General features: G+C 63.1%; 16 protein-coding genes, 2 tRNA genes and 3 rRNA genes. 14 read left to right on the top strand and 7 right to left on the bottom strand.

Features of this window, described 5'->3' with window-relative positions; all coding sequences use genetic code 11:
- Positions 1-79 precede the first annotated feature (79 nt).
- Positions 80-1,672 carry an exonuclease domain-containing protein gene (locus ACIGJC_RS24860; RefSeq protein WP_483712051.1) on the bottom strand — a complete coding sequence of 531 codons (1,593 nt, stop codon included), beginning with the start codon at positions 1,670-1,672 and terminating at the stop codon, positions 80-82.
- Between the two features lie 485 nt (positions 1,673-2,157).
- On the opposite strand from ACIGJC_RS24860, the gene ACIGJC_RS24855 reads away from it, so the two are divergent.
- The 7 genes from ACIGJC_RS24855 (at position 2,158) to ACIGJC_RS24825 (ending at position 9,802) form a co-directional block, all read left to right on the top strand.
- Positions 2,158-3,689 (top strand): 16S ribosomal RNA (locus tag ACIGJC_RS24855).
- 64 nt (positions 3,690-3,753) lie between these two features.
- A tRNA-Ile gene (locus ACIGJC_RS24850) sits at positions 3,754-3,830 on the top strand.
- 11 nt (positions 3,831-3,841) lie between these two features.
- Positions 3,842-3,917, top strand: a tRNA-Ala gene (locus tag ACIGJC_RS24845).
- 307 nt (positions 3,918-4,224) lie between these two features.
- Positions 4,225-7,105, top strand: a 23S ribosomal RNA gene (locus ACIGJC_RS24840).
- Between the two features lie 126 nt (positions 7,106-7,231).
- A 5S ribosomal RNA gene (gene rrf, locus ACIGJC_RS24835) occupies positions 7,232-7,345 on the top strand.
- The 16S, 23S and 5S rRNA genes sit together here with 2 tRNA genes alongside, the layout of an rRNA operon.
- A 343-nt stretch (positions 7,346-7,688) precedes the next feature.
- Positions 7,689-9,287, top strand: a complete 1,599-nt coding sequence (locus ACIGJC_RS24830; protein ID WP_483712050.1) for an MFS transporter — start codon at positions 7,689-7,691, stop codon at positions 9,285-9,287.
- Positions 9,288-9,340: 53 nt separating this feature from the next.
- Positions 9,341-9,802, top strand: a complete 462-nt coding sequence (locus ACIGJC_RS24825) for a MarR family winged helix-turn-helix transcriptional regulator (RefSeq protein WP_483712049.1) — start codon at positions 9,341-9,343, stop codon at positions 9,800-9,802.
- Positions 9,803-9,824: 22 nt separating this feature from the next.
- Here the strand turns inward: ACIGJC_RS24825 and ACIGJC_RS24820 are convergent, their stop codons facing one another.
- From ACIGJC_RS24820 to ACIGJC_RS24810, 3 genes are all read right to left on the bottom strand, one after another.
- Complete coding sequence (locus ACIGJC_RS24820) at positions 9,825-10,484, bottom strand: response regulator (protein ID WP_483712048.1); 660 nt, start codon at positions 10,482-10,484, stop codon at positions 9,825-9,827.
- Between the two features lie 374 nt (positions 10,485-10,858).
- The gene (locus tag ACIGJC_RS24815; RefSeq protein ID WP_483712047.1) at positions 10,859-11,815 is read right to left on the bottom strand and encodes a LysR substrate-binding domain-containing protein; all 957 of its coding nucleotides are present in this window, start codon (positions 11,813-11,815) and stop codon (positions 10,859-10,861) included.
- 456 nt (positions 11,816-12,271) lie between these two features.
- Positions 12,272-12,508 (bottom strand): hypothetical protein, encoded by a 237-nt coding sequence (locus ACIGJC_RS24810; protein WP_483712046.1) that lies wholly within the window; start codon positions 12,506-12,508, stop codon positions 12,272-12,274.
- Positions 12,509-12,706: 198 nt separating this feature from the next.
- On the opposite strand from ACIGJC_RS24810, the gene ACIGJC_RS24805 reads away from it, so the two are divergent.
- Positions 12,707-12,994, top strand: coding sequence for a transposase (locus ACIGJC_RS24805; RefSeq protein WP_483712045.1), 288 nt, complete (start codon positions 12,707-12,709; stop codon positions 12,992-12,994).
- Between the two features lie 132 nt (positions 12,995-13,126).
- Positions 13,127-13,462, top strand: a complete 336-nt coding sequence (locus tag ACIGJC_RS24800) for a hypothetical protein (protein WP_483714385.1) — start codon at positions 13,127-13,129, stop codon at positions 13,460-13,462.
- A 237-nt stretch (positions 13,463-13,699) separates the two neighbouring features.
- Here ACIGJC_RS24800 and ACIGJC_RS24795 read toward each other — a convergent pair whose 3' ends face one another.
- The gene (locus ACIGJC_RS24795; protein WP_483712044.1) at positions 13,700-14,467 is read right to left on the bottom strand and encodes a Crp/Fnr family transcriptional regulator; all 768 of its coding nucleotides are present in this window, start codon (positions 14,465-14,467) and stop codon (positions 13,700-13,702) included.
- Positions 14,468-14,726: 259 nt separating this feature from the next.
- On the opposite strand from ACIGJC_RS24795, the gene ACIGJC_RS24790 reads away from it, so the two are divergent.
- The gene (locus tag ACIGJC_RS24790; RefSeq protein WP_483712043.1) at positions 14,727-15,815 is read left to right on the top strand and encodes an extracellular catalytic domain type 1 short-chain-length polyhydroxyalkanoate depolymerase; all 1,089 of its coding nucleotides are present in this window, start codon (positions 14,727-14,729) and stop codon (positions 15,813-15,815) included.
- Between the two features lie 68 nt (positions 15,816-15,883).
- Here the strand turns inward: ACIGJC_RS24790 and ACIGJC_RS24785 are convergent, their stop codons facing one another.
- On the bottom strand, positions 15,884-17,194 hold the full coding sequence (locus ACIGJC_RS24785) for an MFS transporter (protein ID WP_483712042.1): 1,311 nt from the start codon (positions 17,192-17,194) through the stop codon (positions 15,884-15,886).
- Positions 17,195-17,494: 300 nt separating this feature from the next.
- Here ACIGJC_RS24785 and ACIGJC_RS24780 point away from each other — a divergent pair, with 300 nt between their 5' ends.
- Positions 17,495-21,388, top strand: a complete 3,894-nt coding sequence (locus ACIGJC_RS24780) for a DUF748 domain-containing protein (protein WP_483712041.1) — start codon at positions 17,495-17,497, stop codon at positions 21,386-21,388.
- 123 nt (positions 21,389-21,511) lie between these two features.
- A complete protein-coding gene (locus tag ACIGJC_RS24775) occupies positions 21,512-21,709 on the top strand; it encodes a rubredoxin (protein WP_483712040.1) in 198 nt (65 codons plus the stop codon).
- 245 nt (positions 21,710-21,954) lie between these two features.
- On the opposite strand, the gene ACIGJC_RS24770 is transcribed toward ACIGJC_RS24775, so the two are convergent.
- Positions 21,955-22,137, bottom strand: a complete 183-nt coding sequence (locus tag ACIGJC_RS24770; protein WP_211958527.1) for a hypothetical protein — start codon at positions 22,135-22,137, stop codon at positions 21,955-21,957.
- 291 nt (positions 22,138-22,428) lie between these two features.
- On the opposite strand from ACIGJC_RS24770, the gene ACIGJC_RS24765 reads away from it, so the two are divergent.
- Positions 22,429-22,932 (top strand): hypothetical protein, encoded by a 504-nt coding sequence (locus ACIGJC_RS24765; RefSeq protein WP_483712039.1) that lies wholly within the window; start codon positions 22,429-22,431, stop codon positions 22,930-22,932.
- A 297-nt stretch (positions 22,933-23,229) separates the two neighbouring features.
- The gene (locus tag ACIGJC_RS24760; protein WP_483712038.1) at positions 23,230-24,552 is read left to right on the top strand and encodes a cytochrome c oxidase subunit II; all 1,323 of its coding nucleotides are present in this window, start codon (positions 23,230-23,232) and stop codon (positions 24,550-24,552) included.
- Positions 24,553-24,560: the final 8 nt, after the last annotated feature.

The raw sequence follows: 24,560 nt of genomic DNA, 5'->3' as shown, positions 1-24,560 counted from the left end.
GCAAAGGCTAGCGGAGCCGATTCGGCCGTTGCAAGCGCGCTATGCGCGCTGGGGCACGGAGGCCCGGAACTTTGGCGCGTCAGTCGTCGAACAGGCCCGGCGTGGGCGCGTGCCTGGCCGACGGCTTTCGGGATGCCAGCTGGCGCAACGCTGTCGGGCGGGCATGATCGTCATGCGCGGGAGACTCGTAAAAGGTCAACTCGAAGCTGCGTGTAGACACTAGTTGCACGACATTGGGCACCCACTGCTGCAGGCGCGAAGCCAGGATCTGGTAGGTATCGAGTTCGAAACGCGCTGGCGCGGCAAGCAGCGCCGCGGCGTCTTCCCGGCTTCGCGCCGAGCCGAGGTAGCACCAGTCCTCCACGACATGCCACCAGGTTTGCGCTCCCGAAACTTCAGGCCAGGCAACGGGGCCGCTGAAGGGCCAGGGTTTGAGCTCCGATCCAGCCAGGGCCGTGGCGATTCTCGCGCGGTGACGGCGGTAGTCTTCTGCGCCGACGCAGGCGCCCTCACATCGGCGAATCTGGCGTGCGAAGCAGGGGCTGCCCGCGCGGGTCGTCTTCTCCAGCGAAAGCGTTGCCTGGCAGAGGCGATGCTCGTCTGCCAGCCGGCGCAGCCAGCCGTGCGCTGCGCCACGGCTGGGGAATGCGCCGTACAGGTGGCCGCGTCGACTGAAATCCGTATCGATATCCGAGCGCAGGCGTGGCACGGGCAATTCAGGGGGGAGTTCCCACGTGTACAGCCGGGTGTTCCGGCGCAGCAACTGGTTGTGGACGGGCTGCATGGACCTTACGAGGCTCGCTTCGAGCAGCAGGGCGCCGATCTCTCCGCCGGTCTCGCGCCATTCCACGCGCCGGACGAGCCGGGCCAGGCGCATGTCGGTGGCGACGCGGTAATCGCCCGAAAAATGCGCGCCGATGCGTTGCCTCAGATGGACGCTCTTGCCTATATAGAGCGGCGCATCGTTGTCGCCATAGAACAGATAGACACCCGCGGTATCGGGCACCTCATCCAGCGCCGTCTCTTCGAGGCCGGCGGGCAGGCTCGCGCGCCGGATCAGCGCTTTTGTGGCGGCAGCGACGAGTTCGACGGAATAGAGCGTATGGATCTTCTGCCAGAACTGCCAGAGCAGTTCGGCATCGGCCAGCGCCCGATGGCGTGCGCGGGGCTCCAGGCCGAAGCGGGCGACGATCGCATCCAGCCCGTGCTTGGCCGCCGACGGGAACAGAGAGCGCGAGAGCCTGACCGTGCACAGGACATCGGCACGGAACGTCAGTCCGGCGCGCCGGAACTCATTCTTCAGGAACCCGTAGTCGAAGCGCGCGTTGTGAGCGACGAAAAGGCGGCCTTGCAGACGCTCGGCTAGGGTCTCGGCGATCGAAGCGAAAGTGGGCTGGCCACGGACCATCTCGTCCGTGATGCCGGTCAGGCGCTGGATGAATGGGGGAATGGTGGTGCCGGGGTCCAGCAATGTGTCCCATTCCAGAATCCCGTCCGGGCCGACTTCGACCACGCCGATTTCTGTGATCCGGTCGTGCTGGGCATCGGCGCCGGTGGTTTCCAGATCCACGAAGACGATCGGTCGCGACAGTGCCGCCGCGAGAGACTGTGCATCGGCGTACGTCGCTTCCGCCGCCGGTGTATCTGTGAGAAGGGGAGAAATGTCCTGCATGAACGGATTCTAAGGGGCCCGGCGACGGGCGTCAGGGCGTTCTCAAAAAACGCTTGCCAAGCGCGTAGTGCTGCCGTATTATTCGGCCCCTCGCAACACAACGCGGCGCTGCAAAGCAGACGCAGCAAGGGTTGCGGGGTTGATCGGGTGGTTCGGTGGCGCGAAGTTGGCGCGACGAACGGAGCAAAAAAGATTGCTGACCTGGTTGACGAAACGAAGAAAGTGCTACATAATCTTGTTTCTCTGCTGCAGACAACGCAGCGCGCTGAACGGCAAAGCCGGCAGCGAAGTTCTTTAACAACCAAACAACCGATAAGTGTGGGCGCTGGGTAGCGGACGCACGAAGTCTTCGGACTTCGGAGCTTCACAAGTTATACAGTGCTCGCACAGCAAAACGTGACTGGATTTTCGGATCTGGTCAGTCAGTTTTCTGAGAGTGAGCGACCGCTCGAAAGAGCGAGGACCTTCGGGTCCACACAGAGATTGAACTGAAGAGTTTGATCCTGGCTCAGATTGAACGCTGGCGGCATGCCTTACACATGCAAGTCGAACGGCAGCACGGGCTTCGGCCTGGTGGCGAGTGGCGAACGGGTGAGTAATACATCGGAACGTGCCCTGTCGTGGGGGATAACTAGTCGAAAGATTAGCTAATACCGCATACGACCTGAGGGTGAAAGCGGGGGACCGCAAGGCCTCGCGCGATAGGAGCGGCCGATGTCTGATTAGCTAGTTGGTGGGGTAAAGGCCTACCAAGGCGACGATCAGTAGCTGGTCTGAGAGGACGATCAGCCACACTGGGACTGAGACACGGCCCAGACTCCTACGGGAGGCAGCAGTGGGGAATTTTGGACAATGGGGGCAACCCTGATCCAGCAATGCCGCGTGTGTGAAGAAGGCCTTCGGGTTGTAAAGCACTTTTGTCCGGAAAGAAAACCTCTGCCCTAATACGGCGGGGGGATGACGGTACCGGAAGAATAAGCACCGGCTAACTACGTGCCAGCAGCCGCGGTAATACGTAGGGTGCGAGCGTTAATCGGAATTACTGGGCGTAAAGCGTGCGCAGGCGGTTTGATAAGACAGGCGTGAAATCCCCGAGCTTAACTTGGGAATGGCGCTTGTGACTGTCAGGCTAGAGTATGTCAGAGGGGGGTAGAATTCCACGTGTAGCAGTGAAATGCGTAGAGATGTGGAGGAATACCGATGGCGAAGGCAGCCCCCTGGGACGTCACTGACGCTCATGCACGAAAGCGTGGGGAGCAAACAGGATTAGATACCCTGGTAGTCCACGCCCTAAACGATGTCAACTAGTTGTTGGGGATTCATTTCTTCAGTAACGTAGCTAACGCGTGAAGTTGACCGCCTGGGGAGTACGGTCGCAAGATTAAAACTCAAAGGAATTGACGGGGACCCGCACAAGCGGTGGATGATGTGGATTAATTCGATGCAACGCGAAAAACCTTACCTACCCTTGACATGCCACTAACGAAGCAGAGATGCATTAGGTGCCCGAAAGGGAAAGTGGACACAGGTGCTGCATGGCTGTCGTCAGCTCGTGTCGTGAGATGTTGGGTTAAGTCCCGCAACGAGCGCAACCCTTGTCTCTAGTTGCTACGAAAGGGCACTCTAGAGAGACTGCCGGTGACAAACCGGAGGAAGGTGGGGATGACGTCAAGTCCTCATGGCCCTTATGGGTAGGGCTTCACACGTCATACAATGGTGCGTACAGAGGGTTGCCAACCCGCGAGGGGGAGCTAATCCCAGAAAACGCATCGTAGTCCGGATCGTAGTCTGCAACTCGACTACGTGAAGCTGGAATCGCTAGTAATCGCGGATCAGCATGCCGCGGTGAATACGTTCCCGGGTCTTGTACACACCGCCCGTCACACCATGGGAGTGGGTTTTGCCAGAAGTAGTTAGCCTAACCGCAAGGAGGGCGATTACCACGGCAGGGTTCATGACTGGGGTGAAGTCGTAACAAGGTAGCCGTATCGGAAGGTGCGGCTGGATCACCTCCTTTCCAGAGGCGCGCGTTCTGCGTGCTCAGTGTCCACACTTATCGGTTTGTTTGCTGTTACAGCCAAGGGTCTGTAGCTCAGGTGGTTAGAGCACCGTCTTGATAAGGCGGGGGTCGTAGGTTCAAGTCCTACCAGACCCACCAAGTTATCCGAGGGGGGATTAGCTCAGCTGGGAGAGCACCTGCTTTGCAAGCAGGGGGTCGTCGGTTCGATCCCGTCATCCTCCACCATCGCTCTGACGAGTGAGTTGCGGAAAACCTGGAATTGGTTGTCAAAGGAAAGCATTTATTGAGTGCTTCCCTTTGGCATTGCCAAGCGATCGCGGGTCTGCCCTGCGAATCGGCTGTTCTTTAACAATATGGGATGTAGTAAAGGTGTCGCGCGAGCGTTGATGAGACGCTGCAGTAACCAACGCGATACCGGGTTGTGATTGTATCAACCAAAATGTATTTAAGTGATCGAAAGATGACTTGGAATACGGCACAAATGCGAGAACTCACCTGTAGCGACTGTCTCACTGAGACACACTCGTTATAGGGTCAAGCGAACAAGTGCATGTGGTGGATGCCTTGGCGATCACAGGCGATGAAGGACGCGGTAGCCTGCGAAAAGCTTCGGGGAGCTGGCAAACAAGCTTTGATCCGGAGATGTCCGAATGGGGAAACCCGGCCCGCATGGGTCATCCCTGGCTGAATACATAGGCCAGGGAAGCGAACGCGGCGAACTGAAACATCTAAGTAGCTGCAGGAACAGAAATCAACCGAGATTCCCAGAGTAGTGGCGAACGAAATGGGAAGAGCCTTGTACTCTTTAGCAGTGTTGTTAGCAGAACGGGATGGAAAGCCCGGCCATAGCAGGTGATAGCCCTGTATGCGAAAACAGCGTTGTGGAACTAGGTGTACGACAAGTAGGGCGGGACACGTGAAATCCTGTCTGAAGATGGGGGGACCATCCTCCAAGGCTAAATACTCGTGATCGACCGATAGTGAACCAGTACCGTGAGGGAAAGGCGAAAAGAACCCCGGGAGGGGAGTGAAATAGATCCTGAAACCGCATGCATACAAACAGTCGGAGCCTGGAAACGGGTGACGGCGTACCTTTTGTATAATGGGTCAGCGACTTACATTCAGTGGCAAGCTTAACCGATTAGGGCAGGCGTAGCGAAAGCGAGTCCGAACAGGGCGTTCAGTCGCTGGGTGTAGACCCGAAACCAGATGATCTATCCATGGCCAGGTTGAAGGTGCGGTAACACGTACTGGAGGACCGAACCCACTAACGTTGAAAAGTTAGGGGATGAGCTGTGGATAGGGGTGAAAGGCTAAACAAATCTGGAAATAGCTGGTTCTCTCCGAAAACTATTTAGGTAGTGCCTCGTGTCTCACCTTCGGGGGTAGAGCACTGTCATGGTTGGGGGGTCTATTGCTGATTACCCCGCCATAGCAAACTCCGAATACCGAAGAGTGCAATCACGGGAGACAGACATCGGGTGCTAACGTCCGGTGTCAAGAGGGAAACAACCCAGACCGCCAGCTAAGGTCCCCAAATATAGCTAAGTGGGAAACGAAGTGGGAAGGCTAAAACAGTCAGGAGGTTGGCTTAGAAGCAGCCACCCTTTAAAGAAAGCGTAATAGCTCACTGATCGAGTCGTCCTGCGCGGAAGATGTAACGGGGCTAAGCTATATACCGAAGCTGCGGACGCACAGCAATGTGCGTGGTAGGAGAGCGTTCCGTAAGCCTGTGAAGGTGTCTTGTAAAGGATGCTGGAGGTATCGGAAGTGCGAATGCTGACATGAGTAGCGATAAAGGGGGTGAAAGGCCCCCTCGCCGTAAGCCCAAGGTTTCCTACGCAACGTTCATCGGCGTAGGGTGAGTCGGCCCCTAAGGCGAGGCAGAGATGCGTAGCTGATGGGAAGCAGGTTAATATTCCTGCACCGTCGTATGATGCGATGGGGGGACGGATCGCGGAAGGTTGTCCGGGTGTTGGAAGTCCCGGTCCCTGTAGTGGAGAAGGCGCTTAGGCAAATCCGGGCGCGTAATTCAAGGCTATGGGGCGAGCGGCCTAGTGCTGCGAAGCAATTGGAAGTGGTTCCAAGAAAAGCCTCTAAGCTTCAGTCATACGAGACCGTACCGCAAACCGACACAGGTGGGCGAGATGAGTATTCTAAGGCGCTTGAGAGAACTCGGGAGAAGGAACTCGGCAAATTGGTACCGTAACTTCGGGATAAGGTACGCCCTGGTAGCTTGACTGGCCTGCGCCAGAAGGGTGAAGGGGTTGCAATAAAATGGTGGCTGCGACTGTTTAATAAAAACACAGCACTCTGCAAACACGAAAGTGGACGTATAGGGTGTGACGCCTGCCCGGTGCCGGAAGATTAAATGATGGGGTGCAAGCTCTTGATTGAAGTCCCGGTAAACGGCGGCCGTAACTATAACGGTCCTAAGGTAGCGAAATTCCTTGTCGGGTAAGTTCCGACCTGCACGAATGGCGTAACGATGGCCACACTGTCTCCTCCCGAGACTCAGCGAAGTTGAAGTGTTTGTGATGATGCAATCTCCCCGCGGCTAGACGGAAAGACCCCATGAACCTTTACTGTAGCTTTGCATTGGACTTTGAACCGATCTGTGTAGGATAGGTGGGAGGCTTTGAAGCGTGGACGCTAGTCTACGTGGAGCCGTCCTTGAAATACCACCCTGGTTTGTTTGAGGTTCTAACCTTGGCCCGTGAATCCGGGTCGGGGACAGTGCATGGTAGGCAGTTTGACTGGGGCGGTCTCCTCCCAAAGTGTAACGGAGGAGTTCGAAGGTACGCTTGGTACGGTCGGACATCGTACCTAAAGTGCAATGGCAAAAGCGTGCTTAACTGCGAGACCGACAAGTCGAGCAGGTGCGAAAGCAGGACATAGTGATCCGGTGGTTCTGAATGGAAGGGCCATCGCTCAACGGATAAAAGGTACTCTGGGGATAACAGGCTGATACCGCCCAAGAGTTCATATCGACGGCGGTGTTTGGCACCTCGATGTCGGCTCATCTCATCCTGGGGCTGTAGCCGGTCCCAAGGGTATGGCTGTTCGCCATTTAAAGAGGTACGTGAGCTGGGTTTAAAACGTCGTGAGACAGTTTGGTCCCTATCTGCCGTGGGCGTTGGAATCTTGACGGGGGCTGCTCCTAGTACGAGAGGACCGGAGTGGACGTACCGCTGGTGTACCTGTTGTCTCGCCAGAGGCATCGCAGGGTAGCTATGTACGGAAGAGATAACCGCTGAAAGCATCTAAGCGGGAAACTCGCCTGAAGATGAGGATTCCCTGGCGGCTTGACCGCCTTGAAGGGTCGTTCGAGACCAGGACGTTGATAGGCTGGGTGTGGAAGCGCAGTAATGCGTTAAGCTAACCAGTACTAATTGCCCGTAAGGCTTGATCCTATAACCAGTGTGTTTTAGCCTGGTGAGAGAATCGCCTGTGCCGTGCGTTGACAAGCACAACCCAAGACTACAGAACTACATCCCGAATTGGTGAGGTTGACCGCGTCAGCCTCACAACCCCTTATGCCTGGTGACCATAGCGAGTTGGAACCACCCCTTCCCATCCCGAACAGGTCCGTGAAACGACTCCGCGCCGATGATAGTGCGGATTACCCGTGTGAAAGTAGGTCATCGCCAGGCTCTTACAATGCAAAACCCCTCGACAGCATGTGCTGCGAGGGGTTTTTGCTTTGGGTTTCGCGTTCGTGAAGCCTCCGCGAAGACAGGCTGCATTTTCGCCAGCCCGTTCTAAAGTTCATTCCACTGTTGCGACCGAGCGGTTCCTCCTCAGTTGTTCCCGAGCACATGCAATGCGCGATGCGCTGCAACTTACCGAAACGCTACCCCAGCACCGGAGTGGAAAAAGAGCCAGCCGCGACCGGCTTCACGGGTAACCGGCCCGACCGGGCGTAATCAGTCTCCGGAAAACTTTCCGAACCCGCCCTATAATGATTGATATTACAACGATTGATCGAGCAACAACATGACGCCAAAGGCACAGCCACGGCATGGCAGCGGCCAGGTCCTCCCGTTTCGCGAGTCGCTGCTCGCCATGCTGGGGGTAGCCTTCGTGTCGATGCTGGTGGCGCTGGACCAGACCGTGGTTGGCACCGCGCTGCCAACGGTCGTTGCCGAGTTGCAGGGCTTCGAGTATTACGCCTGGGTGGCGACGTCATACCTGCTGTTTTCCGTCATCACCGTGCCGATTTTCGGCCGGCTGGGTGACTACTACGGCCGCAAGCCTTTCGTGCTGGCATCCATCGTGGTGTTCTCGGTGGCCTCCGCCCTGTGCGGCATGGCGACGAGCATGCCGTTCCTGGTGGCGGCGCGCGGGTTGCAGGGGATCGGGGGAGGCATGCTGGTGGGTACCGCCTTCGCGTGCATTCCGGATCTGTTTCCGGATTCGCACGTCCGGCTGCGCTGGCAGGTGCTGATGAGCGCGGCGTTCGGCGTGGCCAATGCCGTCGGACCTTCGCTGGGCGGCATCCTGACCGAGTTGTATGGCTGGCGCGCCGTCTTCTATGTGAATCTGCCGGTGGGGGCGCTGAGCCTGTGGTTCGTATGGCGCTACCTGCCGCATCTGCGCCAGCAATCGCACAATGGGCCGATCCGGGTCGACTGGCTCGGCGCCTTGCTGATCGGCGTGGGGCTGGGCGGCATGCAGATGAGTGTCGAACTGCTGCCGCAGCGCGGCGTCGACTGGCTGACCGCCGGGCTGCTGGTCGTGGCGGTGGCGGCGCTGATCGGGCTGTGGCAATGGGAGCGCCGCTGCGCCAATCCGATCCTGCCGCTGGACATGTTCCGGCACCCGGGCGTAGCACCGCTGTTTCAACTTGCGGTGCTGGTCGGCTTCGCCATGTTCGCGCTGCTGATCTACGCGCCACTGCTGCTCCAGGGCGGGTTCGGATACTCGCCGCGCGAAGCGGGGTTGCTGGTGACGCCGCTGGTGGTTTGCATCACGGTCGGCAGCATCGTGAACGGGCGCATCATCACGCGCATTCGCCATCCGAATGCCATGCTGTTTGCCGGCTTCGGCATGCTGGCCGCCGCATGCCTGGCGCTGTCACTGGCCACGCGCAGCATGTCACATCCGTTGCTGCTGACGATCATGTTGCTGGCGGGGTTCGGACTCGGCTTCATCATGCCGAACCTGACGGTATTCGCTCAGCAGACGGTGGGCCGGGAACACCTGGGCATTGCCACGGCGATGCTGCAGTCGCTGCGGATGGTCGGCGGCATGGTCGGTACCGCGATGGTTGGCACGATGGTGACGCGTTCCTATACCGCTGGCGTGGAACATTCGCTGGCGACCGGTAATGCACTGGACTGGCTCAGCCGCATGTCGGATCCGCAGGTACTGATCGACAAGGCCGCGCAGGCCGGGTTGCTGACCGAACTGCAGCAGGCGGGGCACAATGGCGCCTTGCTGCTGGAGCAGGCGCGTGTTTCGCTTGTAACGGCAATCCACCTGGGGCTTGTCATTGCCGCAGTCGCCGCGCTGGTTGGCCTGTGGCGCGCACGGCGCGTGCCGCCGGTCAGGCTGGTGCGCGCCGGCCAGCAACCGGCCATGGCGGCCGACTGAAACGGCCGCCGGACGGCAAGCAGCACGCCGCAGCCTAGGAAACGGGAGAATGGATGGAACTTGAGCGACAAAGTCTTGCGGTGCTACAGCAATTCGGGCGGACCTACCGCGCCTATGCGTCGGCGTTCGAGCAGCGTATCGGGCTGCCGTTGCCGCGCTGGCGCATCCTGTTTGCGCTGCAGACGCAGGAGGATGCGATCGCGCAGAAAGCATTGGCCGAGCGCGTAGGCATGGACCCGGGCGCACTGACCCGGCAGCTCAAGGCGATGGAGGAGCTGGGCTGGGTGCTGCGCAATACTTCCGAGCGCGACAACCGCGTCACGCATGTCACGTTGTCCGTGGCGGGCAGGGCCATGGTGGAAGACAAGATGCCCCGCCGATCGGCCTTTCTACAGGACGTGCTCGAGAACGTCCCCGAGTCGACCATGCTCGAACTGTCGAGAGGCCTGGCCCAGCTGGAGGCCGGCATCGCCGGTGCAGTCGCCCGCGCGACGGAACTGGCGGACGCAGACTGAAGGCATCGCGCGACGGATCTTGCTAAGTCGGCAGCAAGATGCCCTGGCGCGCCGCGCACTCGAATAGCTCGCGATCATTGCTGGCCCCGAGCTTTTGCATCGCGCAATTCTTCTGGCGGCTGATGGTCTTGACGCTGCGGCACAGGATGATAGCGATCTCGCTGACCGAGCGCCCGCTCAGATAGAGCCGGATGACTTCGGTCTCGCGCACCGACAGGCGTTGCGCAACCTGCTGGCCGGGTTCGTGAGGACTGTCCAGGCTGGTCTGCGACAGGATATCGAGCGCCGACTTGCCAGTGTAGTGAAAGCCTCGCTGGATGCGGGCGACGACGGTGATCAGTTCGGAAAGCGGTGCGTCCTTCAGCATGAGCCCCTGCACGCGTGCATTGAGAATCGAACGCAGGATCAAAGGGTTGGTGATCATGGTGAGCACAATCACGCTGACCGAGGGGTAGTGCCGCCGCAGCGTGGAGATCAGCCGGATGCCATCCGAGTCCTTGTGGCCCGGCATGTGATAGTCGGTGATCACGATGTCCGGGCGCAGGGTCTCGACGCTGGTCAGTAGTTCTGTGGCGCTGTTGACCATGCCGCAGATCACCCAGCCCGGCTGCGTCTGCAATTGGTCGCGGACGGCAGCGCAGACGACCGGGTGGTCGTCGGCCAGCAGGATTCTCAGTGTCATGGCGCGGTCCTTGTCGTGGAGATGGCAGCTGTGCTGCGCCCCAAAAAATCGCCGCACGCCATGGCGGCGCGCGGCGCGAAGGACGCATCAACATCTGCGCACGTGCCAGGTCTCGAGCCAAACGGGAGGCGGCCGCGACACGGCTAGTGCGAGGCCAGAATACTGGCCCGGCAGCCGCGGCGGACTGAGAAAGTTCGCAAAATTTTGCAGACAAACGTTGCGATGCCGTCGGCGGGATGGCACCGCGATGCGCGTGTGGCCGGGTACGGGCGGATAGCAGCGGTGCGCGCGAAACGGCTCGCACGCGAACGGTGTTTGCGCTACCGCAAACGGATGCGTGCCGGACGCCGCCGGCTGTCCTGCCCGGTCGCCGCTCAGGCCGCCGCGGCGTGCCGTGGCGACTCCTGCCGGCTCTTGCGCCGGCCGTCGATGGCCTTGAGCGGATCGCGCAGCACGGCATTGCCCACGTCCATGATGTCGCGCAGCGCGCTCTTGTCGTGGGCGCGTTCAGGGGCCCAGAAATGCAGCGCGGCCCATTCCGGGAAGCTGCTCGGCGGGGCCAGCAGGCGCGTCTTGCGATCACGCGTGACCAGCGGCACGTTGAAATCGAGCACGGGGCAGATACCGCCGGCCGAATGCAGCAGCGTGATCTGCGTATGCCAGGACGGCACGACGGTTTCACGATGTCCCGGAGTGCTGGCCTGGCGTGCGAGGAAGCTGCGCAACGGACTGCCGGCTTCGCAGTCTTCCTGCAGCAGGATCCAGTCGCTTTCCGTATCGTCCGCGCTGCCGGCGCGCATCGCACTGACCAGCCGGCGCGGCGTGGCCAGGATGTTATGCGGCAGGACCTTTTCCGGGTTATGCCCGCCGTCGACTACGAAGGCGCAGTCGAGCTCGCCGTTGTCCAGGCTCTCGGACAGCGTGGCGTCGGCGATCACGGGCCTGGTCACGAAGCTGTCATGCGGAAACTGCTCGCACAGCGTGGTCAGGATCTCGGTGATCACGGGGTCGCCAATGGACGAGGAAAACCCGATCGACAGGCGCCGGCCGTGGCGGCTTTTTGCCGGGGCCAGTTCGTTCGGCCGTACCAGCACACTCCATTTGGCCAGGATCTGCCTGGCGGTCTGTTCCAGGCGCAGCGCGTGGGGCGTTGGCTCCAGCGTGCCGTTGCGCTTGACGAAGAGCGGGTCGCCTGTGATCTCGCGCAACCGTGCAAGGCTGTAGGCGACCGTCGGAACGCGGCCTTGCGTGCAGGCAGCTACCGCGCTGAGGTCACGGTACTCCATCACCAAAACAAAGACGTGCAACAACTTCGTGCTGACATGGCGCATTCTGACTTCTCCCGATCCATGGATTCTGTTTTCGTTTTTCTTTTATTTTCTGGCACGACAATGTGACAGCATGGCGCGGCCATAGCCTGTCGCGCCGCGAACCTAGCGAACGGGTTCGCGAGCGGAAAAAGGGATTTCCGTGGCTGTGGGAACAGGAACCGGCAAGCGCTGGTTGTGGCGGATCAGGCTACCAAGAAGCATGACACAACTCCTAAATGTGCGACTCGCGTCGACAAATGGCGCAGTGACTCCTCAATCCTTCAGGCCCTTGCTTGCCGACAGTTCTGGATGCGTCACCGGGCGTGTGAGTGCCGGTGTAGAACTGGCGCGCCGCCCGTCTGTCCGCGTTCCGTGGAGCGCTGTCTGCGGGCGTACGAAATTTAGTTGATGCCGAGGAATCTTAATACAACAACTGGAAAGTTCCTAGGAAGTAACTGACATTCCGATATGCAACGCTCACATTTCAGGAGCGCTTGTCCGGACATAAGAACAAGGCGCAAAGCGGCCGAAAACCGCCACGCATAAGGGGACAGCGCTTTGATTGGGCTCGCTCCATCGGCCGATGGTCAGCGCAACGACCGTGCCGGATTCGGGCGAAAATTCGGCGATCGCGACATACGGCCATGCTGGATTCCAAATTGGAAAAACCAAAGCAGGCGGCCAAGGCAGGCGCATTCCGCTGACGACAATCATCCGTGCATCCTGTGACGCGTCAGTGCAGGCGACGTTTGCAGATACTGCCCTCGCACGAAAGCCGGCCAGCACAATTTTCTTAACTCGCCCAGCAAAGACGTTGAATTGCCTTTTGGCTCGGCAGTGGGCTAACGTACGGGGCAGGGTCGGGCTCGGTTACCGGCACGCATAAGACTGTTGCGTAGCGGGAGAGAATCGGTGAACAGACGGTATTCGGAAGAGCAGATCCGCAGCTATCTGGCCGAGGCCGCCAGCGGCGTGCCGGTGCGCGAGTTGTGCGCGCGGTACGGCTTCAGCGATGCGTCCTTTTATGGCTGGCGCGCCCGCTATGGGCAGCCCGGACAGGGCGATGCACGCGAAGGGCGTAAACTGCGCGAGTTGCAGGAGGAGAACACCCGGCTCAAGAGCATGCTGGCGGATGCGCTGCTCAAGCTCGAGCTCCTGCGCAACCGGGCGGGCCGCAGCGGTAGCGGGAAGGAACGTTGACCGCAGCCCCGCTACCCCGCTAACCCAGCGCTGATCCCATGCGGATCGAGCAGGCGTGTTGCCTCATCCCATTCGGGCAGGGCGCTGTCCCGGAGTCACAGTTTGAAGAAGTTGATTGGTTGCAAGGTATCGATGGTGGCCTGTGCAGGGCTGCTTGCCGTACAGGCCTGGGCGGCGTCGGATGCGTCGCTCCCGGCGCCGATGGTCGCGCCGCCTCCGCCCCGCATGCTGGATCCCGCCACGGCAACCGTGGACGCCACCGACGGCACCTTGTCGGTATCGCAGCGCCAGCGCTGCCAGTCGCTGCTGGATCAGATCAACGCGCTTCCCTCGGGGCCACAGTGGTCGACCGGCAACTCGTCGGTCACCACGGCTGACGGGCGCACGTATCCGACGCTGGAGCGACAGGCGGACCGCAAGCGTCTGGAAGAGGCATACCGCCAGGAATGCGCGCAGCAGCAACGGTGACGACAGCGCGGGCTGCACCAGCCGGTACAAAGGGCAGGACCGCCAGGCCGCAATAGCGGCCATGGCGGGACGCGGTCGTTCGACTGCATTTTTTGTGGAGAGCGAACAAGCACCGCTTACGTCATATCCTGGCCTGATGTCTTGGGCTGATGCTGATTGGCCGAAGCTTCTCGCCGGACGGGGGGAGGCGCGTGGCGGATCGCTGACAGACCGCGATGACCCGCCTCGTGGACTGAGTCAGAACGGGTGCGGGTCGTCGCCGGCCGCGGCATGTGCCATGGCGGCCCGAGTCTGCCGCGGCATCGGTTCCAGGTCCGCATAGACTGCGGCCAGGCCGTCGCGGTCGATCAGCTTCAAGCGCCGCTGCCGGACCGAGATCAGTCCCACCGACGCAAAACGCGACAACAGGCGCGACACCGTTTCCAGCGTCAGCCCGAGCAGGCTGGCGATGTCCGATCGCGACATCGCCAGCGTAAGCGGGCCGTCGGCGCCGCCGCGGCGGCGGTGCTCGGTGTCCAGGTCGAGCAGCAGCATGGCGAGCCGCTGGGCAGCTTTCATCGAGCCGACCGCGACCAGCAGGACGCGCTCGCGTTCGGACTGACGACGCATCACGGCCAGCACGGAATCCCGGAAGGCAGGGTCGGCCATGTGCGTGCGCAGCGCCTCGATCGACACGACACAGCACAGGGTGTCCTGCAAGGCGATGGCGCTGACGCTGTAGACCGGCGCCTCGTTCGGCTCCAGGCCCAGCACATCGCCTGACATTGAGAATCCCGTGACCTGCCGCCATCCCAGGGGCGATTCATAAACCTGCTTGGCACTGCCTTCCCGCAACGGAAACAATGCAGCCACTGGGCGGCCCTGGCGATAGAAGGCATCGCCGGCGGCTACCGTGACGTGAGCGGGCTGCAAGGGCTTCTGCGCACCCGGCGACCGATCGGCCGTCGAGGCATCACGGCAGACATGGCGAAAGAGGCAGAGCGAGCATGAGGGCGAGTCGGGCATGGGCATGGATGCCTGAGGCGACGGCCTAGTATAAATGCGCGGCAACGCCTGCTATCTCCCCGCGATCTGTATTCTTTCGTGGTTCTGCTTGAAACTTTTCGATTGGTGGGGAGCCGCGGCCGCACGTCAAGTGGGCGCCGTCTGACGATGCGGAAAAGCCACGCTGCGTGCGGTCTTGGCTGGCCCCATGTGCTATGCTGCATCGCAACAATACGCAGAACGTCCGGGGGAGATGCATTGCACGCAACCAGGAGTTCTCATGGCCAAGAGCCTTGCCATGGACTGGCAGGCGCAATTCCGGCGATTCAGCCGGGCGCAGGCCCAGACCGAAGCACAAGTCAAAGCGTGGCTGGAACGCGTTGAATCGTTGAGCCATCTGGCGCCGCGGCGCCGTATCCGGACACCGCATGGCGCTCCACTTTCGCCACGGCATCCGGCGCCGCAGTTGCCGGGCAGCTGGGAATCCCACCGCCTGAGCCTGGCACCACTGGCCGGCGAGCTGGTGCCGCGGTTGTCCTATCACCTGTATGTGCCGGCCAGCGCCAGGCACCGCTTCCGCGGCCCCTTGCCCCTGGTGGTCATGCTGCACGGCTGCCGCCAGACTCCCGACGAACTCGCCGCCGGCACGCGCATGAACGCGCTGGCCGAGCGTGAGGGCTTCATCGTGGCGTATCCCCAGCAGCCGCTGCGGCGCCAGCTGCAGCGCTGCTGGCAATGGTTTGACCTGGCCGACGGCGAGGGAGGTCGTGAAGCGCAGGCCGTCGCGGCGCTGATCGAGACGCTCTCGCGGCGCCTCGATGTGCGCGAGGACCAGATCTTCGTCGCCGGGATGTCGGCCGGCGCCGCCATGGCCGCAGTGGTGGCCTTGCGCTACCCGCAACTGGTCGCGGCGGTAGGCCTGCACTCCGGGGTCGTGGTCGGTGAAGCGGACAACCCGCACGCCGGTCTGAGGGCCATGCGCCACGGGTCGACCGCCGACCCGGCATGGCTGCTCGACGCCGCGGGGGCCACGGCGGGCGGCCCCGAACTGCCGGCGATCGTGGTGCACGGCCTCGACGACGATGCGGTCCATCCGGTCAATGGCCGCCTGCTGGCGCGGCAGTTCCTGGCCTACAACGGCCTGGAAGACCGTCCGGGCGGCATTTCCGAGGCGCAGGCGCGCCTGCCGGCCGGACATTTCCATGAGGCGCGCTTCGGGCGCTGGAGCCGCGATCTGGTCACGCTGGTGGAAGTGGAGGGGCTGGGCCACGCGTGGAGCGGCGGAGACGGCGACTACAGCTATCACAGCGCCGTTGGCCCCGATGCCAGCGCGATGATGTGGGACTTCTTCCGCGGACACCGGCGCTAGCGCGCGTACACCCATGAAAAAAGGAGGGCGCAAGGCCCTCCTTCCTCTCATCCAGGCACGGGCCGGTATCAGCTGCGCGCCGGATCCTTGACGAACAGTGCCGTTGCCATGCCGATGGCGCATACCGCGACCACGTAGTGCGCGGGCGCGAGCGGATCGTTCTTGAGCATCAGCGTGACGACCATCGGCGTCAGGCCGCCAAAGATCGCATAGGACAGGTTGTACGAGAACGACAGGCCCGAAAAGCGCACCTGCGCCGGGAAGGCATTGACCAGCACGAACGGCACCGCGCCGATGGTGCCGACCAGGAAGCCCGCCAGCGCGTACAGCGGCACCAGCAAGTCGGGCCGGGTATGGACGGTGGTGTAGAGCGCGTAGGCGCTGGCGGCCAGCAGCAGGCCGCCGAAGAACAACGTGCGGCGTGCGCCGAACCGGTCGGCGAGCGCGCCCGAAACCACGCAGCCGACCGTCAGGCACAGCGTGGCCACGCTGTTGGCGACCAGGGCCGTGCGCGCGTCGAAGCCATAAAGCTTCTGCAGGAACGTGGGGGTCATCAGGATCACGACCACGATGCCCGCGGACAGCATCCACGTCAGCAGCATCGACACCGCGATGGCGCCGCGGTGATCGCGCACCACCGACTTCAGCGGCATTTCCGCCGCCAGCGCCTTGCGCTTCTGCAGTTCGGCGAAGACCGGCGTTTCATGCAGCCAGCGGCGCAGGTACATCGACGCGATGCCGAATACGCCGCCGATCAGGAACGGCACGCGCCAGCCCCAGTCAGCCAGCTCCGCCGGCGTGAATACCGAATTGATGCCGGTGGCCACCAGCGAGCCGAGCAGGATCCCGGCGGTCAGCCCGCACGTGAGCGTGCCGCACGCATAGCCCACGTGGCGCGCGGGGACGTGTTCCGACACAAAGACCCAGGCGCCGGGCACTTCCCCGCCCACGGCGGCGCCCTGCAGGATGCGCAGCACCAGCAGCAGTACCGGGGCCATCAGGCCGATGGTGTGGTAGGTCGGCATCAGGCCCATCAGCAGCGTGGGCACCGACATCAGCAGGATCGACAGCGTGAACATCTTCTTGCGGCCCAGCAGGTCGCCGAAGTGCGCCATGATGATGCCTCCCAGCGGACGGGCCAGGTAGCCCGCGGCGAAGATGCCGAAGGTCTGCAACTGCCGCAGCCAGTCGGGTACCGACGGCGGGAAGAACAACTGCCCGATCACCGTCGCGAAAAACACGAAGATGATGAAGTCGTAGAACTCGAGGGCGCCGCCCAGTGCGGCGAGGGAGAGGGTTTTGTAATCCTGCCCGGTCAGTCGTCGCGCGGGCCGGGCCTGCGTGCCTGCGATCGGGGCGGTACTGCTGGTGGTAGACATGAATGGACTCGCATGGATGGCATCTCATGCGAAGCGCACAACACGGGTCGCGTGGAGGGTGTGGCCGGAGGGGTACAGCGCGGGAGAGGCAGGCACTACGTGGCGGGTAAGCCGCAGGCTTGCGACGAGACGCTTCGCAAAGGCGTAAAGATATCAGATCAGCCCTTGTCGTGTTGACAAGACAAAAGACGATTGCTTTGCTTTGCGTCTAAGCATTGCCATAATGTCAAAAAAAAGTGAAATCCGGGGCACAAAGTGCTGTGCGTCACTCGGGGCGGGGTTGGATTCATCGGGAATGACATGGAAATCAAGAATTCCATCCAGTTCGCCACGGCTACGCCGCGGCGACGGCTGGCCGTGCGCGCGGCCGGCGGCGTGCTGGCCGCGTTGGCCGTGTTTGGCCTCGCGGGCTACTTTGGCGGTCCGCCGCTGATCAAGTCGCTGATTGAAAAAAACGCCACCGAGGCGCTCGGCCGCAAGGTGACGCTGGGGGCGGCGCATGTGCGTCCGTTCGAACTGGCGGCGACGCTGAACGACCTCACTATCTATGAGCGCGACGGCAAGACCCCCGCCGTGACACTGGGCGAGGTGGAAGCCGACACCTCGCTGGCCTCGGCCTGGCACCTCGCGCCGGTGGTGGACTCGCTGCATATCGATCGCCTGGCCGTACATGTGACCCGCGAGGCCGACGGCCGCCTGAGCTTTGCCGATATCCAGGACAAGCTCGCCGCCCAGCCGCCGAAGCCGCCCGATGCCAAGCCGGCCCGCTTCTCGGTCAACAACATTGCCGTCACGGGCAGTTCGGTGGCTTATGAGGACAAGGTGGCCGGCTCTGCCGTGAAGGTCGACAACCTGACGCTGACGCTGCCCTTCCTGTCGAACCTGCCGCACGACGTGGAGATCGTCACGCGGCCCACGCTCAGCGCGCAGATCAACGGCACGCCGCTGGCCCTCGATGGCACCGTGCTGCCTTTTGCCGATTCGCGCGAGACGCACCTGAACGTCAACCTCGACGGGCTCGATGTGGCGCGCTTCATGCCGTTCGCGCCCAGGCTCAAGGATGCGCGTGTCAAGCACGGACTGCTCGACACGCGCTTGACTGTGGGCTTCCGCCAGCAGAAGGACAAGCAGGACATCTTCGTCTCAGGCACCGCAGCCCTGCGCGAGCTGGACGTGCGCACGGCCGCCGGCGCGCCGCTGGTCAGCAATGGCAAGCTGGCGCTCGATATCGACCGCGTGGAACCGCTGGCACAACGCGCCCATCTGCGCAGCGTCGATATTGAAGGGCTTGACGTGGCCGCCGTGCGGCGCGCGGACGGTTCGCTGAACCTGGTCACGGCCTTCGTGCCGCAAGCCGCGCCTGAAGCCAAGGCCGCGCCGGCATCGGCGCCGACGGCGGCAGCAAAGCCGCAAGAGGCGGGGTGGCGCTACGCCGTCGACCGCGTCACGCTCAAGCAAGCCCGCTTCGGCTTCGAAGACGCGCTGGCGCCGTCCGGCCCGGGCAAGCTGGCGTTGGGCCCCATCGATGCCGAGGTGAATGGCCTGGCCAGTGCCGACGCCGACAAGGCGACCAGGCTGCAGGCCACCATCACAGTGGCCGATGGCCAGACCATCACGCATGTGGGCGAACTGTCGTTGCGGCAGCGAACGCTGGCCGGCACGCTCGAAACTTCGGGGCTGCAGCCGCAGGGATTTGCGTCCTGGTGGCCGCACGCGCTCCAGGCCCAGTTCGGCAAGACCGCGGTCAACGCGGAGCTTCATTACCGGATGTCGTGGGCGCAGCCCGTGTTCCAGTTCGTGCTCGAAAAGTCGCGGCTGGAACTGGCGCCGCTGCATGTGGCGACACGCGAGCCGGTGGTCATGCCGGCGGCCGTGGCAGCGTCGGGCCAGCCCGCGGCGCGCCAGGCGCGTGCGGAACGCGTCGAGCGCCGCAACCGCCGTGCGCGCGCGACCGACACCGAGGGCGCAAACCTGCCCTTGATGCAGGCCGACAAAGTGGTGCTGGACGATATCGGCCTGGACCTGGCCAAACAGACCTTCGAGGCGGGGCAGTTGGCGATCACCAAGCCGCAGATTGCCGCGACGCGCGACCATCGCGGCCAACTGCTGGAAATGGCACGCATATGGGCCAGCGAATCGGCACGCCAGACCGAAGCCCAGCGCAAGCAGCCGCCCGCGCCGGCCGCGAACAGCGCGGCACCGGCGGCCGGCGGTGGCTGGAAGGTGCGGCTCGGCAAGGTCGGGCTCGACGGCGGCTCGGCGCGCCTGGCCGACTACGCGCCCGCGGAGCTGAACCGCGGCCGGCCAGTCATCCACCAGTACCGCAATATCGGCCTGACCACGGGGGCCATCGCCTGGCCGCTGACCCCGGCGGCGCTGCCGGTCAAGCTGCATGCGGAGTCGGGCAAGCGCGGCGTGATCAATATGGAAGGCAACGTGCTGCCGGCCGCCCCGGCCAGCCAGTTGCAGCTCGACCTGCGCGAGATCGACCTGGCACCGGTGCAGCCCTACGTGGGCGATCGCCTCAATGCGGCGCTGCGCAGCGGCACGCTGACCGTCAAGGGCCGGCTGGCCGTCAGTGCGCCGCCGGGCAAGCCGATTGCCGCCGGCTTTGCCGGCAACGCGCAGGTGGCCAATGTGCGCACCGTGGACCGAGTCACCGGCGACGACTTCCTGCGCTGGCGCTCGCTGGCGGTGTCGGGCATCGATTTCGCCATGGACGACAGCAAGGGCCCGATGCGCGTGGCGCTGAACAATATCGCGCTGTCGGACTTCTATGCCCGCGTGATCCTGAACGCCAATGGCCGCCTGAACCTGCAGGACGTGATGGCGGGCGGCGCGGCCAAGGGCGAGGCGCCGCCGGCCACGAGCCTGACGCAGGCGAACCCGGCATCGGCACCGGCGGCATCCGCGCCCGCCCCGGCGCCCCCTGCGGCACCCGCGCAGGCGGCCGCAGGCCCGAAGCCGCAGGTACGTATCGGCGGCGTATCGGTTGACAAGGGCAACATCAATTTCTCGGACTTCTTCGTCAAGCCGAATTACAGCGCCAACCTGACCGGCATGAAGGGCTCGGTGTCCAAGGTGGCGTCCGGCGACCCGACACCGGCCGACCTCGTGCTCAATGGCCGGCTCGATGACGATGCGCCGGTCAGCATCAGCGGCAAGATCAATCCGCTCGGCGAGCAGCTCTTCCTGGACATCGCCGCCAAGGCCTCGGGCGTGGAACTGACGCGCCTGACGCCGTATGCGGCCAAGTACGCTGGCTATCCGATCACCAAGGGCAAGCTGACCGTCGACGTGGCCTACAAGATCGACCAGGGCAAGCTCGACGCCAGCAACCACCTGTACCTCGACCAGCTCACCTTTGGCGACAAGGTCGACAGCCCGGACGCGACCAAGCTGCCCGTGCTGCTGGCGGTGTCCCTGCTCAAGGACCGCCACGGCGTGATCGACATCAACCTGCCCGTGTCAGGCTCGCTGTCGGATCCTGAGTTCAGCGTCGGCGGCGTGATCGTGCGCGTGATCCTTAACCTGCTGGCAAAGGCGATCACGTCGCCGTTCGCGCTGATCGGCTCGGCGTTTGGCGGCGGCAGCGGCGAGGAACTCGGCTACGTGGAATTCACGCCCGGCACCGCGACGCTTGCGCCCGCGGCCAGGGACAAGATTGCCACGGTGGCCAAGGCCCTCAACGACCGTCCGTCGCTGAAGCTGGAAATCAGCGGCCGCATCGACCCGGCCACCGACGAGGCGGGCGCCCGCCGCGCCTGGCTGGACGCCCGCGTGGCCGAGCAGAAGCGGCGCGACCTGCGCAAGAGCGCGCAGGAAGGCGACGAAGCCGGCGACAGCGAAGCGGGCGAGCAAGGCGCCGACGTCAAGGTGTCGAAGCAGGAGTACCCGAAGTATCTCGAAGAGGTCTACAAGCGCACCTCGATGAAGAAGCCGCGCAATTTCGTCGGCTTTGCCAAGTCGCTGCCGCCCGAGGAAATGGAGAAGCTGCTGATGGCCAATGCCACGGTATCGGATACCGATCTCAGGCACCTTGCGGACCAGCGCGCGCTGGTCGTCAAGCAGGCGCTGGAGCGCGACGGCAAGGTGCCGGAAGACCGGCTGTTCCTGACCGCGCCGCATCTGAGCGCCGAGGGCATCAAGGACAAGGGCACGCCGAACCGGGTGGATTTCTCGATCCGCCAGTAATCGCATCGCTGGCCGGCGCCGACAGGTGCCGGCATCCCCTCGAACTCGCCGCTCGTAAAAACCGCGTATCATTCGGCCCGGAAAATGTATCGGGCCGCGTGCGGCCGCGCTTAGGAGAAAGTTTTGCAGCAGGATCAGCTTGAAGCAGCAGTGGCCTACAAGACCTGGGTTTGCGTGATCTGCGGCTGGGTGTACGACGAAGAACTGGGCTGTCCGGAAGACGGCCTGGCGGCCGGCACCCGCTGGGAAGAGGTACCCGATGACTGGCGCTGCCCGGAATGCGACGTGGGCAAGGCCGAATTCGCCATGATCGAACTGTGACGTTGCCGGCCCGCGCCGCATGCGCCGGCCACGCGGATGGCCGCTGCGGCTAATGCCTGGCCGCGTGCTTGCAGAGGCCGGCGCGTTGCCGCGCGCAGCGCCGATAGCGCATTCGGTAGGGGTGGCTGCACCGCCACACTGCAACCAGGACAGTCAAGCACAGCAGTACCGCCATTACGGCGGCCATCAGGCCGATCGACATGCGCGGCCCTCCTCTCTCTCGACAAATAGCCGAGCCTGGCGGCTCAGATCAGCAGCGGCAACGCCTCCAGTACCAGCACAGCCACCAGCGCGCCGATGAGTGCGCCCATGGTGCGGCAACTGATACGCAGGAACCTGGCGGTCACCGGGATCGAGCCCATGGCGATCACGCCTACCAGCGCCATCGGGATCAGGAATACAAGATCGTGCGCCTGAAAATGCCACATCATGGCGGTCTCCTGTCTCTCTGCCTTACGACTCCAGTATAGGCAGTGTGTGGCGAATAGACGGCCGCTTGCATCGGGATTGACCCGTATGCGCAACGGCAGTCCTGCTGAGATACGCCGCCGCGCAACGCATACCGCGTACCGTTCATGCCACCTGCGGGCATGCCGCACGAGCGGAGCGCGGACGCTGGCATCTTTTTCGCCCTGCCGGGTCTAACTCTGCGACCCGCGTGTCCTATCCTGTGCAAATACGCGGGCCTGTCCCGCGAATACAGAGAGGCGGAGGTGGCTATGGAACTTCACATGCATTCGCACCATTACGTGCGGCGCTCGCCGGACTGGACCGCAGCCGCGGTATCGGGGCTGGCGGCCGGCGCGTTGCTGCTGGTGCTGGAACTGTTCTGGTCCACGATGGTGTCGGGCGTGAATCCGTGGGGCACCACGCGCATGATCGCCGCGATCCTGATGGGCCGGGACGTATTGCAGACCTCGCTGTTCAGCGTGGGCACCGTGGCGGCGGCACTGCTGATCCACTTCGTGCTGGGCGCGGTGCTGGGGATGGTCCTGGCCATCATCATCGCGCCGTTCCAGCTGGATTCGAGCGTTCGCATGATCCTGCTCGCTGGCGCCGTCTTTGGCGCGGTGGTCTACGTGTTCGACTTCCATGTCATGACGCGCGTCTTCACGTGGTTCGCGGACGCGCGCGGCTGGTACACGCTGGTGGGCCACATGATCTTCGGCATGGTGGCCGCGGTGTGCTACTGGAAGCTCGAAAGCAAGGACGTATCGCATTGAGCGCCGGATGCGGCAGCGCATGGCGGCGGATGTGCGCCGCACTGCAGCGTCGCTGATTTAGCCGCGTGCTTTTGCCACTACACGGGCGGCGCGCGACCACAACGGTGGATGGGAGATGATGTCCCATCCGCCGTTTTTTCCATGCGCGCAGCGCTTGTGCGAGACCGCACGGTGGCTTGTGCGATGCGCAAATCGTGGCGCCCGTGTTGCCTTGCAGTGACCTGATGGCATGCACTAGTCTTATCTCAACCCTGCGTGACTTCCGCATCCCTCGTACGTGCGAGGAGGAGGGTGGATATGGCGATGGCCATCGCACTCGTAGTCATCGTCGTCGCTTCGGTGCTCTTTCATTTCCTGAGCCCGTGGTGGGCGACCCCGCTGGCGTCCAACTGGAAGCAGATGGACGACACGCTTACCATTACCCTGGTCATCACGGGCATCTTCTTCATCGTCATCAACCTGTTCGTCGGCTACATCGTCTGGCGCTTCCGTCATGGTGCGCCGCGGCAGAACGGGCACAACGGGCATCGCGCCAGCTACCATCCCGAGAGCCGCAAGCTGGAACTCTGGCTTACCGTCGGTACCGCGCTCGGCGTCATGGCGCTGCTCGCCCCGGGGCTGTTCGTGTACGCAGACTACGTGCGCCCGCCGCGCGACGCGATGGTGCTGGAAGTCATCGGCCAGCAGTGGCAATGGGCCTTTCGCTTTCCGGGCAAGAGCGGCCAGCTTGGCACCTCCGACCCGCGTTTCATCAGCGGCACCAATCCGCTGGGCCTCAATCCCGACGATCCGCGCGGGCAGGACAACGTCGTCATCAGCGGCCCGGAAGTGCACCTGCCACTGAACCGGCCCATCAAGGTGCTGCTGCGCTCGCGCGATGTGCTGCACGACTTCTACGTGCCGCCGTTTCGCGCTCGCATGAACATGGTGCCGGGCATGGTGACCTCGTTCTGGTTCACGCCGACGCAGGCGGGGCGCTTTGAAATCCTGTGCGCGCAGCTCTGCGGCGTGGGCCACTACAACATGCGCGGCATGGTGGTGGTGGAGGACCAGGCCGCCTTCGACTCATGGCTGGCGAAGCAGCCAACCTTTGCGATGACGCTCGCCAAGGCGGCAGCGCCATCGCCGCCGGCGCCGGCCGGGGTGGCCAGCGGCGCCGACGCGGCACTGGCGGCAAAAGGCCACGCGCTGGCACAGAGCAAGGGATGCGCGGGATGCCACAGCATTGACGGCAACCCTGGCGTGGGACCGACGTGGAAGGGCCTGTATGGGCGCACCGAAACATTCTCCGACGGCAGCACCGCGCCGGTCGACGATGCGTTCCTGAAAGAGGAAATCACCGATCCGCAAGCTCGCCTGGTCAAGGGGTTCGGCCCGGTCATGCCCAAGATAGCGCTGACCGAAGAGGAGTTAAGCGCCGTGATGGCCTATATCCGCGCGCAGGGCAGCGGCGCCGGCACGGGCGCTGCACCGCCGGAGTCGGCGTCGGCCGGAGCACCGACGGGGGCCACCGCGGCGGCCGAGACCAGCTCGCAGGCGGCATCGTCGGCATCCGGCACGTACACGACATCGAATGCCGCCGTGGTGCCGCCGACCGCCTCGCCCAGGGCGACGAAGTGAGGAGAAAC

The organism is Cupriavidus sp. C3SS-1 (genome assembly GCF_057073755.1).
This window is presented reverse-complemented; position numbering and strand designations above follow the sequence as displayed.

What these genes read in the sequence shown, in the direction of transcription:
- ACIGJC_RS24860 (WP_483712051.1), bottom strand. Translation starts at nt 1,672, where the DNA reads ATGCAGGACATTTCTCCCCTTCTCACAGATACACCGGCGGCGGAAGCG.
- ACIGJC_RS24830 (WP_483712050.1), top strand. Translation starts at nt 7,689, where the DNA reads ATGACGCCAAAGGCACAGCCACGGCATGGCAGCGGCCAGGTCCTCCCG.
- ACIGJC_RS24825 (WP_483712049.1), top strand. Translation starts at nt 9,341, where the DNA reads ATGGAACTTGAGCGACAAAGTCTTGCGGTGCTACAGCAATTCGGGCGG.
- ACIGJC_RS24820 (WP_483712048.1), bottom strand. Translation starts at nt 10,484, where the DNA reads ATGACACTGAGAATCCTGCTGGCCGACGACCACCCGGTCGTCTGCGCT.
- ACIGJC_RS24815 (WP_483712047.1), bottom strand. Translation starts at nt 11,815, where the DNA reads ATGCGCCATGTCAGCACGAAGTTGTTGCACGTCTTTGTTTTGGTGATG.
- ACIGJC_RS24810 (WP_483712046.1), bottom strand. Translation starts at nt 12,508, where the DNA reads ATGATTGTCGTCAGCGGAATGCGCCTGCCTTGGCCGCCTGCTTTGGTT.
- ACIGJC_RS24800 (WP_483714385.1), top strand. Translation starts at nt 13,127, where the DNA reads ATGGTGGCCTGTGCAGGGCTGCTTGCCGTACAGGCCTGGGCGGCGTCG.
- ACIGJC_RS24795 (WP_483712044.1), bottom strand. Translation starts at nt 14,467, where the DNA reads ATGCCCGACTCGCCCTCATGCTCGCTCTGCCTCTTTCGCCATGTCTGC.
- ACIGJC_RS24790 (WP_483712043.1), top strand. Translation starts at nt 14,727, where the DNA reads ATGGCCAAGAGCCTTGCCATGGACTGGCAGGCGCAATTCCGGCGATTC.
- ACIGJC_RS24785 (WP_483712042.1), bottom strand. Translation starts at nt 17,194, where the DNA reads ATGTCTACCACCAGCAGTACCGCCCCGATCGCAGGCACGCAGGCCCGG.
- ACIGJC_RS24780 (WP_483712041.1), top strand. Translation starts at nt 17,495, where the DNA reads ATGGAAATCAAGAATTCCATCCAGTTCGCCACGGCTACGCCGCGGCGA.
- ACIGJC_RS24770 (WP_211958527.1), bottom strand. Translation starts at nt 22,137, where the DNA reads ATGTGGCATTTTCAGGCGCACGATCTTGTATTCCTGATCCCGATGGCG.
- ACIGJC_RS24765 (WP_483712039.1), top strand. Translation starts at nt 22,429, where the DNA reads ATGGAACTTCACATGCATTCGCACCATTACGTGCGGCGCTCGCCGGAC.
- ACIGJC_RS24760 (WP_483712038.1), top strand. Translation starts at nt 23,230, where the DNA reads ATGGCGATGGCCATCGCACTCGTAGTCATCGTCGTCGCTTCGGTGCTC.